We start from the raw sequence: 10,207 nt of genomic DNA, 5'->3' as shown, positions 1-10,207 counted from the left end.
GCGCCTCGGCCGCCCGGTGCAGGTGCTGCTCGGCCACGCCGAACTGCAATGGAGCGCCGCGCTCGCCGGCGCGCAGGAAAGCCACATCGAAGCGGCTGATGAAGGTGGCGCCGGCGCCATCGCGGCGGACAAAGCCGCCACCCGCTTCACCGCCTACCGCCTCACCACCCTGCCACCCGCGCAAACCCCGCTGCTGCCGGCGCTGCGCCTGGCCGGCGTCGGCTCGCCGACCGCCGAAGCCGCCACAGCCGCCGCGGTGCTGCCGCCGCCCTACCGCAGCGCCGCCCTGCGCCTCGCCAGCACCGCGCCAGTGGTCAGCCCGCGCCCGCCCGCCGCCCACGACCCCAGCCTGCCCGGCCAGGTCTTCGCCCAGGAATCCTTCATCGACGAAGCCGCCCGCGCCGCCGGCGCCGATCCGCTGGCATACCGCCTGCAACGGCTGGAAGACGAACGCGGCGCCAGCCTGCTGCGCCGCCTCGGCGAGCAAGCCGGCCCGCCCCCCGCCAGCGACGACGCCCTGCTGCGCGGCCGCGGCTATGCCTGCGCCCATGTCAGCGAAGCCGACTGGGAGAACGACCCGCAAAACACCGTGGACTCCACCGCCATCGACGCCCGCAAAGATGCCTGGGCCGCCTGGATGGCCGAAGTCGCGGTCGATCCCCGCAGCGGCGAAGTGGCCGTCAGCCGCGTCCTCGTCGGCAGCGACGCCGGTGCCGCTCAGGCGCTGGAGCACGGCGGCATGCGCCAGGCCATCGCCGACACCACCGGCCGCCTGCTCAGCGCCGAAGCCGGCCCTGCCTTCGACGACTGGCCGGCCACCGCCGTACCCGCCGCGCCCGGCGAAATCGCGCTGCTCAACGCCGCCCTGCTCGGCACCGAGCCGTCTGCCGACCAATCCCTGCCGGCCACATCGGAACCCCGCCTCGCCGGCACCGGCGCCACCTTGCTGCCGGCTGCCGCCGCCGTCGCCAACGCCATCCACGACGCCACCGGCGTGCGCCTGGATTCCCCGCCCTTCACCGCCGAACGCATCCGCCTCGCGCTGGAAGCACGCAACACGGCCGCCGCCAAGGCGGGCAGCAAGCGCAAGCTGGGCTGGCTGGGCGCCGCCGCCGCTGCAGCCGCTGCCACCCTCGCCACCGCCCTGCCCTGGCGCCCGCCCATCGCCCCGGTGGCGCCACCGGCGGCCGACCTCTACTCCGCCGCCACCCTCGCCCGCGGCGAACTAGTCGCCGCCGCCGGCGACTGCGCTGTCTGCCACACCACTGCGGACGGCGCGCCGCTGGCCGGCGGCCTGGCGCTGGAGACCCCCTTCGGCATCATCTACACCACCAACATCACCCCCGACCCGGAAACCGGCATCGGCAACTGGTCCTACGCCGCCTTCGAGCGCGCCATGCGCCACGGCATCCACCGCGACGGCCGCCACCTCTACCCCGCCTTCCCCTACACCGCCTACGCCAAGCTCAGCGACGACGACATGCAGGCGCTCTACGCCTGGCTGATGGCGCAACCGGCGGTAAAGGCCAAGGCGCCCGAGACCAAGCTCGCCTTCCCCTACAACCTGCGCCCGGCGCTGGCCGGCTGGAAGCTGCTGTACCACGACCCCAGCCCCTTCCAGCCCGACCCGGCGCGCTCAGCCGAATGGAACCGCGGCGCCTACCTGGTCGAAGGCGCCGGCCACTGCGGCGCCTGCCACACTCCGCGCAACGCCCTGGGCGCCGAGAAAAGCGGCGAACACCGCTACGCCGGCGCCTTCGCCGAAGGCTGGGAAGCGCCGCCGCTCAACGCCCTCTCCCACGCCCCGGTGCCGTGGACCGAGAGCGCGCTGTACGACTACCTGCGCCACGGCTACTCACCGCAGCACGGCGTCGCCTCCGGCCCGATGGCGCCAGTGGTCGAATCCCTCGCCGCCCTGCCGGACAGCGACATCCGCGCCATCGCCACCTACCTCGCCTCCCACGCCAAGGCCGCGCCCGCGCCGGCCACCGCCGGCGGCTATGCCAGCGCCCTGCAGCAGCGCGCCCAAGCCGCCGCCGTCACCCTCGCCGGCCCGGCCGAGAGCCTCTACGACGGCGCCTGCGCCGCCTGCCACCAGGAGAACGGCCCGGAGCTCTTCGGCGTGAGACCCGAACTGGCGCTCAACAGCAACCTGCACAGCCCGCACCCGGACAACCTGGTGCAGATCATCCTGCGCGGCATCCAGTCCCCCGCCCACGGCGACCTCGGCTACATGCCCGGCTTCGCCGCCAGCCTGGACGACCGCCAGATCGCCGACCTCAGCGCCTACCTCCGCGCCCGCTTCGCGCCGGACAAGCCAGCCTGGCAGGGACTGGAGGAAACGGTGGCGCGCTTGCGGAAAGGCGGCGTCCACTGAGCGGGGCACTCGGAAATAGTGAAGCGGAAAGCCGCCCAGCCCCCGCTCTTCGACGCCCGGAGGGAAGGCCCTGAACCGACCTCAAACCTGCGCGCTTGACGTATGCGCGCCGGGCGACGCTTTCCGCCCCTCCCAGCCGTTTTCAAGCTCGTAGTGGAAGACCTTGCTGATGATCTGCCAGCGGCCGCCGAGCTTGACCAAGGTCAGAAAGTCGGTGAAGAACCTGGGCGGGATGGCGCATTCCGCCTTCACGAAGGCGGTGACCGGACCCGCAAACTCGATGGCGAGGATGCGGTCCGCCGGCGGGTGCCCCTGGCTGGCCGGTGAGGGCCGGTTGTCGACGATGGGGAAATACCGGGCCATGTCCAGATGCTGCAAAGTCCCCGTGGTGGCGCAGAAATAGTGCGCCTCGGGGTGAAACGCACGTTTCAGGAGGGCGGTGTCGCTGTGGTGCAGGCCGGCGAAGTAATCGCCGAGCACCGCGGCCACATCGGCGAAATCGCTTCTGGTCGTCATCGGTTTTGCTCCCGGAACGCTGTAACGGACAAACCGCCCAGTCCCCAGTTGTCGAGCGCTACCTCCTCGATCACCACATGCGTCAGTGCGGGGCTCTTCCCCAGCACCTGGAACAGCAGCTCCGTCACGCCGGCTATCAGCGCCGCCTTCTGCTCGCGGGTGACGCCTTCTCGCGTCACTTTGATGTTCACGTAGGGCATGGCGCTTTCGTCAGTTCATGCGACGGACAACATCGGCAATCCGCCGGCCAAACAGCCGCGCGGTGTCCAGGTCGCCAGCGAGCCGAACACGATGGCGCGCGCCGCGGTCAGTTGCTCCCAGCCTGCGGGTGGCAGGCAGCCATGCGTCTATGGCTAGCAGCGTGGCGTCGCAGCCTTCGGCTACGGCCTGGGCGACTTTCGCCGTATGGCCATGGCCACTATGAAAGACGATCGAAACGGAAGATGTCATTTGGATTGACTCCTGATTGAACTGGCAGGAGTCAGAGGATATTTACGTCACCTTGATTGATAAACTGAGCGGGATGAACTTCATAAATTACACAAGGTAAAAATGGCCAGGCAATTCAGCGATGTGATGATCGGCAGCATCGAGCTGTTCTGCCTGGCAGCGGAGCTGGAGAGCTTCACCGGCGCCGCGGCCCAGGCGGGCTTGACACCGGCAGCAGTCAGCCGGGCAATCGGCCGGCTGGAGGAGCGTCTGCAAGTGCGGCTGTTCGTGCGCAACACGCGCAAGGTCCGCCTGACGGACGGCGGGCGCGCCTATTTCGCGCAGTGCAAGCAAGCCCTCGACCAGTTGCTTGAGGCCGAACGCGAACTGACAGGGCGGCAGGCCGCGCCAGCAGGCGTGGTTCGCATCAGCGTCCCCACCACGCTGGGGCACCATGGATTGCTGCGCCTGCTTCCGGGCTTTCGCAAGCAATACCCGCAGGTGCGGATCGACGTGCAGCTGAGCAATCGCAATATCGACTTCACCGCGGAGGGCTTCGACCTGGCGGTACGCGCTCGCGCGCAGCCCGACTCGGGCCTGGTCGCGCGCAAGCTGATGGATGCCCCGCTGGTGGTGGTGGCCGCGCCGGAATACCTGGCCCATGCCGGGACACCCGCTGCCCTGGAAGATCTGGCGCGGCATGAGTGCATACAGTTCGTCTTGCCCAGCACCGGCCAGCGCGTGCCTTGGGCGTTCCGCCAGGGCGGGCAGGACCTCGATGTCATCACCGATGGCAGCTACACCTGTTCCGAAGATCTGCTGGGTGTCGCCACCCTGGCGCGTGCGGGAGCCGGCCTGGTGCAGACCTACCGCTTCATCGTCGAGGACGACCTGCGGAGCGGCGCGCTCGTCGAATTGCTGACGCCATTTGCCGGGCGCTCGCGCCCCTTCTCGTTGATCTACCCCGGCAACCGGCACATGCCATTGAAAGTGCGCGTCTTTATCGAATACGTTCTGGAGGCCCTGGGCGACAGATGAGCTTCCGGATGCACTGGACGCCTTCCAGGGGCAAGGGGAAGCGGGGCATCACGCCTTGCGCATGGACATAATCGCGCCTGTCCGGGAGCCGCACAGTTGGACAAAGAAAAAAGACTCACAGAGCGCCCCCGCCATATACCGGGAGCAGGGATGATCCAGCTGACAGGCCCTGGCGGCGCAGGGAAAAGCGCCACCGGCCTTGCCTTGGCGCAACGTCTCAATACCGCATTCGTCGATCTGGACGCCCAGTTCATCGCCAGAAATGGCGACCTCTCGACCTTCATCGCCAGCCATGGCTACGAGGCCTATGCGAGACAGAACGTGACCGCCTACCGGGCACTGCTCGACAATGCCTCCTCCCTACAGGTCATGGCACTCTCTTCCGGGTTCATGACCTACCGCGAAGAAGTCCATCCTGACGACGTCGTCTTGCGCCAACAGATCCTGGCCAGCCCACTTACCTTCGTGTTGCTGCCCTCACTCGATCAGGAAACCTGCGTTGCCGAAGTTGTCCGCCGGCAACTGTAGCGTCCTTTCCCACGCAGCCCCAACGCGAAGAGGAAGTCATCCGGGTGCGCTTCCCTGTCTATGCCGGGCTGCCCGCGCGCAAGGTCCTGACGGATCGGCCTATTGCTGCGGTGGTCAACGAGATCGTAGGGCTGTTAGGCCGCCCCTCAAGCGCGTAATATGTGCAGAATTCTGTACGTCAGAGAGATCTCCATGGCCATTTCAGCCCGCGATGTCATCCCGCTTTCCCAAGCCCGGGCGAACCTCTCCGACCTGGCCGACCAAGTGAAGGCTGGTGCCGAGAAGATCATCACCAAGAATGGCGAGAGCTATGTCGCGCTGATCGACGCCGAGCGGCTGGACTACTACCACCGCCTCGAGCGCGAGCGCATTCACCTGCTTCTTCTCGACCAGGCCAGCAAGGGCTTGGCCGACGTCGCCGCAGGACGCACAAAGGATGCAGAGACGGCAATTGCCGCACTGAAGCGGCGCCGCGCAAACAGGTCGGCCGGCTGAGCAGCCTCCCGCCCCATGACCGCCGTACTCCGCCTCGAACTCACCGCGAACTTCGAGCGCAATCTGGAGGAAATAGAGCGCTTCCTTGCCGACGCCGAAGCGCCCCAGGCCTTCGATGCCTTGCTGGACGAACTGAGCGACACCGTCATTCCCAATCTGAAGCGCTTTCCGGCCATGGGACGCTCTTTTCTGCAACGTCCCGGCAACTCGGTGGAAGCGGTGACACTCCAGGAGCGCCTCACCGCGCAGCTGAAGGGAATCGCGGCGGACGGCGAGATCCGTGAATACCTGATGGCGAACTATCTGCTGCTGTATACCCACGGCAAACAGACGGTCTATCTGCTCTCCATCCGGCATCAGCGGCAGCTCTCCTTCGATTTCACGGCACTTTGGGGCAACAGGTAAGACCCGGCCTTTTCCGGTGGTCAGAAGGGTATCGAGCAATGGAGTCGTCAGCACATCCACCGCGCGAATGCCCGTTCCTCCGGCGAGACACCGCGCAACTCCCGCTAGCTCCTGCTCTTTCTCCTGGGCCGATAGCGCTCCGCCACCCGCAGCAGCTTCTGGAACGACGGGCATTCCAGGTGGCTGGCCGCCGGGCACACCGCCGCGTGGCGAAGGCTGTCGCGCAGGGCGGTGAGGCGGCGGATGCTGTGGTCCAGCTCGTCGGCGCGGGCGGCGAGCTGGACGCGGTCTATGGTGGGCTGGCCGTCGTTGCCCAGCATGGCGGCGATCTCGTCCAGCGAGAAGCCGGCGGCGCGACCGAGGCTGATGAGGGCGAGGCGCTGCAGCACGCCGGCATCGAACTGGCGGCGCAGACCGTTGCGGCCGGTGGCGGCGATCAGGCCGCGTTCTTCATAGAAGCGCAGGGTGGAGGTCGGCAGCCCGGCGCGGCGGGCGACCTCTCCGATGTCCAGCGTGGGCATGCTTGGCCTCAAGTCGACTTGAAGCCACAGGATGCCTGCTCCCTCGCGCAGCAAGCAATCCGGAGAACCGGCATGCCGATGCGGCCAGCCTTCGACATGGGCGTGGCCGCATCGCGCACGCCACCACCCGAGCAGGCGCGGCTACGCAACCCTGGCAAGCACCGGGTGTCCGGGCTGGGGCTTTATCTGGGCCGCGCAGGAAAGTGCGCTGCTGCGCGGCTGAGGAGTGCGGCCGGTCGGGGGCTGAACCGGCCGCAGGTGCTGAAGGCTCAGCAGGGCGGGAAGGGCGGCAGCCAGTACACCGGGTCCAGCTCTTCCGGCTCACGGGCGGCGACATCGTCGTCTTCCGCCTGGCGCGCCTGCAGGGCCTGATCGCTCTCGCCCGCGCTGCCCACCAGCCAGCGCTCCACTTTTTCCAGGATCTCGAACCGCATTTCGCACCTCGCTCTCGTCTGTTGTCGGGCACCATCAGCGCGCAAATCGCGGCGGCCATGCCCCGGCGCGGTGCGATACCCGCCAGTGGCCTTCAGCTGGCCGCCACCTGCGCCGCGGGATTGCGGGATCTGCGCCCCATCGTCCGCCGGCGGCTGGATGTTGCGGAGCAGCATCCGTGCCAATCCGGACCAGACAGGGAGGGAGCAGGAGGGGCTCAGCCACCGTCCGCCCCATCGAGCAGCGCGAGGTAACGCTGGTGATCCGCCGCCGAAAAGCAGCAGAACAGGACTTCCCGGAGTGGGCGCAGCCCGGCCGCATGCGCACGCACGGTGGCAAGCGCCAGCGGCGCCGCCAGCTCCGGCGGATAGCCGTAGACGCCGGTGCTGATGGCGGGGAAGGCGACGCTCTCCGCCCCATGCGCGGCCGCCAGTTCCAGCGAGTTGCGGTAGCAGGCGGCGAGCAGCGCGGCCTCGCCGGCCCGGCCGCCGCGCCAGACCGGGCCGACGGTATGGACCACATAGTCCGCCGGCAGGCGGAAGCCGGGGGTGATGCGGGCCTCGCCGGTAGGGCAGCCGCCGATCTGGCGGCAGGCCTCCAGCAGTTGCGGGCCGGCGGCGCGGTGGATGGCGCCATCCACGCCGCCTCCGCCCAGCAGCGAGCTGTTGGCGGCATTGACGAGGGCGTGGACCTCCAGGGTGGTGATGTCGGCTTGCAGCGCGCGCAGGATGAGCGTCATGGCGGATTCTCCTTGTGCCAGCCATTGTGCGCCCGGGCGCCGGAAGGCGGCGCTGCGCGCCCGGGCTGACCGCGAGCAGCGGACATTGCAGCCCTGCCCGATGGCCTGCGCCGCGCTGACGCCGGGCATTACGGGCGGATATTCCTCTTCTCCGCTGCATGGCGATTTAATTCTCGCCACAAATCGCCGCTAATACTTCACACTTGAAGCTTCTTGCCGCTTTAGGAGGCATGCCGCGGATTGCCGATGGGCAACACAGGCTGGTTTCCGGGGCAGGAGACACAAAAGACAAGGCGGCCCGCGGGCGGCCCCGGCAACGAGAGATAAAGGAAAAACAGCTTGAAGAACATCATGATCGGCAAGAGATTGCTGCTGGCCTTCGGCCTCGTGCTGCTGCTGTTCGGCGCCGCTGCCGTGTTCATCGGCCTCAAGGCCCTGAGCATCGACAAGCAGGCGCTCGTCGTCGAACGCGATGGCCTGGACCGCTCCCGCCTCGCCACCGACTTCCTCTACCGCACGCTGCGCTACCGCATCGAGATGCGCGACATGCTGGGCGCCGTGGATTCACCCGACATCGGCAAGATCGCCCAGCAGCAGCTGGACACCCTGGACGGCCTGCGCCGCGACACCCAGCCCTTCGCCAGCGCGCCGGAGCCGGAGATCGCCGCCACCGGCAAGGCCATCGCCGACACGCTGGATGCGCTGCGCCCCTACGTCAGCGACATCGTGCGCGCCGCCAACCAGGGCGACCGCAACGGCGTCATGAGCGGCATGGGCAACAGCCGCCACCTCATCGGTGCCATCCAGGACAACGCCAACAAGCTCATCGACGTCGTCCGCGTGCGCGCCCAACAGGTGATGCAGGACATGAAGGCCGACGCCCGCTCCAGCCTCGTCGTGCTGCTCACCGCCTTCACCGTCGCCGCGCTGGCCGCCATCGTCTGCGCGGTGCTGGTCACCCGCTCCATCACCCGGCCGGTGGGCGAGCTGGTGCGGGTGGCCGACCAGCTCGCCGCCGGCAACCTCGGCGTGCGCATGCGGGCCAGCTCGGCAGACGAAGTCGGCCAGTTGCAGAACGCCTTCATCCGCATGGCCGATGCCCTCAACGAGGCGCTGGGCCAGGTGAACGGCGGCGCCCGCCAGGTGGGCGAGGCCGCCCGCCAGCTGGAAACCGACTCGCAGACGGTGTTCAAGAGCATCGAGGCGCAGTCCGAATTCGCCAGCGCCATGGCCGCCGCGCTGGAAGAAATGTCCACCAGCGTGGATCACATCGCCGCCATCTCCCAGGAAGCGCGCGACGCCTCCACCGTGGCCAGCACCAAGGCCAACACCAGCGCCAGCAGCATCCGCCAGATGGTGGACCGCATCGACACCGTGGCCGAGACCATCAACCGCAGCTCGGAAACCGCGCAGATGCTGGGCAGCGAGTCGGAGCGCATCTCCTCCATCGTCACCGTCATCAAGGAAGTGGCCGACCAGACCAACCTGCTGGCGCTCAACGCCGCCATCGAAGCCGCCCGCGCCGGCGAGCAGGGCCGCGGCTTCGCGGTGGTGGCCGACGAAGTGCGCAAGCTGGCGGAGAAGACCACCCACTCCACCCAGGAGATCAGCGCCATGGTGGCCTCCATCCAGTCCGGCACCCAGCAGATGAGCAGCCGCCTCACCGCCGCCGTCAGCGCGGTGCAGGACGGCCTGGCGGAAGCCCGCAGCGCCGGCAACATGGTCCACGAGATCGACGCCGACGCGCAGTCGGTACAGCGTGCCATCGACGACGTCTCCTCCGCGCTGCAGGAACAATCCGCCGCCGGCCGCGACATCGCCGCCCGGGTGGAGAACATCGTGCAGATGGCCGAGGAAACCTCCGCCGCCGCCCACTCCATGTCCGGCGCCTCGTCGGACATGAAGTCCCTGGCCGAGATGCTGCACGCCAGCGTGCAGCGGTTCACGCTCAGCGGGCGCTGAGCCGCAGAGACCGGGGGAACAACCCGGTCCAGCAGCTGGAAATGAAAAAGGGCGATGACTGAGTCATCGCCCTTTCTGCATCCAGGCCCCCAGCAGGCCAACTCGCTTCCTTACTTGGCAGTCGCCTCGACCATCTCACCGCCGGCGATGCAATCCTTCGCCTTGGCCGGGTCCATTTCATCGACGATGCCCCGTCCGGCGATGAGGCCGACAGAGATCCAGATCTGGAAGAACTTCTGCTCGCCGGCCGCGATCTTGAACGGGAAGGTCGAATCATGCTCCAGCGTCTTCACCACCAGGGTGTGCTCGCCCGGCTGCACTTCCTGATAGGCGAAAGTCTTTCGGGCCACGGTACCGATCGCCTTCCCATCAAGCTCGACATCCGGGCGGATCGCCATGCCGACGATGGAGCCATCACGGCAAACGAAGACCTGGCCGACACCCAGCTTTGCCTGCAGTTTCTTGACCTCTGCGGTCTTCTCCGGGGAGCCCAATTGAACGCTTGCGCAACCAGACAGGGTGAGGATCGCAGCGACAGCCAGCATTGAACGCATATCTATTACCAGGAGGCGACTCGATATACGAAGCCCAATGATGGAAAAAAGACAAAAGCAATGCAGTGAAGTACCGAACGCACTACTGAACATGCCATCTCGGCCCCTTGCCATCACCATGCCCAAGGCGGGCGTTGCCAAGCTTCGCCCCCATGCTCGCCGCGTTCAGCCATGTCGCGGCCATCTCCGCCGCAATAGGCCACCAGGCATG

Annotated in this window: 13 protein-coding genes; 6 read left to right on the top strand and 7 right to left on the bottom strand. The window is 67.7% G+C overall.

Features of this window, described 5'->3' with window-relative positions; genetic code table 11:
* Positions 1–2,377 (top strand): c-type cytochrome (locus tag GRF61_RS21850; protein ID WP_169152737.1); only part of this gene is annotated, 2,377 nt, incomplete at its 5' end.
* An 81-nt stretch (positions 2,378–2,458) separates the two neighbouring features.
* On the opposite strand, the gene GRF61_RS21845 is transcribed toward GRF61_RS21850, so the two are convergent.
* Genes GRF61_RS21845 through GRF61_RS21835 form a run of 3 tightly spaced genes read right to left on the bottom strand, consistent with a single transcriptional unit; the run spans position 2,459 to position 3,343 of the window.
* On the bottom strand, positions 2,459–2,893 hold the full coding sequence (locus GRF61_RS21845; protein WP_169152736.1) for a nuclear transport factor 2 family protein: 435 nt from the start codon (positions 2,891–2,893) through the stop codon (positions 2,459–2,461).
* Positions 2,890–3,093 carry a 4-oxalocrotonate tautomerase family protein gene (locus GRF61_RS21840; RefSeq protein ID WP_169152735.1) on the bottom strand — a complete coding sequence of 68 codons (204 nt, stop codon included), beginning with the start codon at positions 3,091–3,093 and terminating at the stop codon, positions 2,890–2,892. Before GRF61_RS21840 ends, GRF61_RS21845 begins: the two co-directional genes overlap by 4 nt.
* Before the next feature lie 10 nt (positions 3,094–3,103).
* Positions 3,104–3,343: a hypothetical protein gene (locus GRF61_RS21835; RefSeq protein ID WP_169152734.1), complete on the bottom strand. Its 240-nt coding sequence runs from the start codon at positions 3,341–3,343 to the stop codon at positions 3,104–3,106.
* A gap of 102 nt (positions 3,344–3,445) precedes the next feature.
* On the opposite strand from GRF61_RS21835, the gene GRF61_RS21830 reads away from it, so the two are divergent.
* The 4 genes from GRF61_RS21830 (at position 3,446) to GRF61_RS21815 (ending at position 5,788) form a co-directional block, all read left to right on the top strand.
* A complete protein-coding gene (locus GRF61_RS21830; RefSeq protein WP_169152733.1) occupies positions 3,446–4,360 on the top strand; it encodes a LysR family transcriptional regulator in 915 nt (304 codons plus the stop codon).
* A gap of 150 nt (positions 4,361–4,510) precedes the next feature.
* Entirely contained in the window at positions 4,511–4,888 is a 378-nt protein-coding gene (locus GRF61_RS21825) for a shikimate kinase (protein ID WP_169152732.1), read from the top strand.
* A 192-nt stretch (positions 4,889–5,080) separates the two neighbouring features.
* On the top strand, positions 5,081–5,383 hold the full coding sequence (locus GRF61_RS21820; RefSeq protein WP_169152731.1) for a type II toxin-antitoxin system Phd/YefM family antitoxin: 303 nt from the start codon (positions 5,081–5,083) through the stop codon (positions 5,381–5,383).
* Between the two features lie 15 nt (positions 5,384–5,398).
* On the top strand, positions 5,399–5,788 hold the full coding sequence (locus tag GRF61_RS21815; RefSeq protein WP_169152730.1) for a type II toxin-antitoxin system RelE/ParE family toxin: 390 nt from the start codon (positions 5,399–5,401) through the stop codon (positions 5,786–5,788).
* 104 nt (positions 5,789–5,892) lie between these two features.
* On the opposite strand, the gene GRF61_RS21810 is transcribed toward GRF61_RS21815, so the two are convergent.
* The 3 genes from GRF61_RS21810 to GRF61_RS21800 all read right to left on the bottom strand — a co-directional run bounded on the left by GRF61_RS21810 (position 5,893) and on the right by GRF61_RS21800 (position 7,480).
* Positions 5,893–6,309, bottom strand: a complete 417-nt coding sequence (locus GRF61_RS21810) for a helix-turn-helix domain-containing protein (RefSeq protein WP_169152729.1) — start codon at positions 6,307–6,309, stop codon at positions 5,893–5,895.
* Between the two features lie 269 nt (positions 6,310–6,578).
* Positions 6,579–6,743 (bottom strand): hypothetical protein, encoded by a 165-nt coding sequence (locus GRF61_RS21805; protein ID WP_169152728.1) that lies wholly within the window; start codon positions 6,741–6,743, stop codon positions 6,579–6,581.
* Between the two features lie 215 nt (positions 6,744–6,958).
* On the bottom strand, positions 6,959–7,480 hold the full coding sequence (locus tag GRF61_RS21800; protein WP_169152727.1) for an O-acetyl-ADP-ribose deacetylase: 522 nt from the start codon (positions 7,478–7,480) through the stop codon (positions 6,959–6,961).
* Between the two features lie 339 nt (positions 7,481–7,819).
* On the opposite strand from GRF61_RS21800, the gene GRF61_RS21795 reads away from it, so the two are divergent.
* Positions 7,820–9,442, top strand: a complete 1,623-nt coding sequence (locus GRF61_RS21795; protein ID WP_169152726.1) for a methyl-accepting chemotaxis protein — start codon at positions 7,820–7,822, stop codon at positions 9,440–9,442.
* A 110-nt stretch (positions 9,443–9,552) separates the two neighbouring features.
* Here the strand turns inward: GRF61_RS21795 and GRF61_RS21790 are convergent, their stop codons facing one another.
* A complete protein-coding gene (locus GRF61_RS21790) occupies positions 9,553–9,987 on the bottom strand; it encodes a DUF2846 domain-containing protein (protein WP_169152725.1) in 435 nt (144 codons plus the stop codon).
* Positions 9,988–10,207: the final 220 nt, after the last annotated feature.

The organism is Azoarcus sp. TTM-91 (assembly GCF_012911025.1).
GTDB lineage: Bacteria > Pseudomonadota > Gammaproteobacteria > Burkholderiales > Rhodocyclaceae > Azoarcus.
Note: the sequence above shows the minus strand (reverse complement) of the source record. Positions and strands in the feature narration are given on the sequence as shown.

Bases quoted from the DNA above. Each gene is read 5' to 3' on its own strand.
- GRF61_RS21805 (WP_169152728.1), bottom strand. From the start codon at position 6,743: ATGCGGTTCGAGATCCTGGAAAAAGTGGAGCGCTGGCTGGTGGGCAGC.
- GRF61_RS21835 (WP_169152734.1), bottom strand. From the start codon at position 3,343: ATGACATCTTCCGTTTCGATCGTCTTTCATAGTGGCCATGGCCATACG.
- GRF61_RS21825 (WP_169152732.1), top strand. From the start codon at position 4,511: ATGATCCAGCTGACAGGCCCTGGCGGCGCAGGGAAAAGCGCCACCGGC.
- GRF61_RS21800 (WP_169152727.1), bottom strand. From the start codon at position 7,480: ATGACGCTCATCCTGCGCGCGCTGCAAGCCGACATCACCACCCTGGAG.
- GRF61_RS21810 (WP_169152729.1), bottom strand. From the start codon at position 6,309: ATGCCCACGCTGGACATCGGAGAGGTCGCCCGCCGCGCCGGGCTGCCG.
- GRF61_RS21820 (WP_169152731.1), top strand. From the start codon at position 5,081: ATGGCCATTTCAGCCCGCGATGTCATCCCGCTTTCCCAAGCCCGGGCG.
- GRF61_RS21815 (WP_169152730.1), top strand. From the start codon at position 5,399: ATGACCGCCGTACTCCGCCTCGAACTCACCGCGAACTTCGAGCGCAAT.
- GRF61_RS21845 (WP_169152736.1), bottom strand. From the start codon at position 2,893: ATGACGACCAGAAGCGATTTCGCCGATGTGGCCGCGGTGCTCGGCGAT.
- GRF61_RS21840 (WP_169152735.1), bottom strand. From the start codon at position 3,093: ATGCCCTACGTGAACATCAAAGTGACGCGAGAAGGCGTCACCCGCGAG.
- GRF61_RS21830 (WP_169152733.1), top strand. From the start codon at position 3,446: ATGGCCAGGCAATTCAGCGATGTGATGATCGGCAGCATCGAGCTGTTC.
- GRF61_RS21790 (WP_169152725.1), bottom strand. From the start codon at position 9,987: ATGCTGGCTGTCGCTGCGATCCTCACCCTGTCTGGTTGCGCAAGCGTT.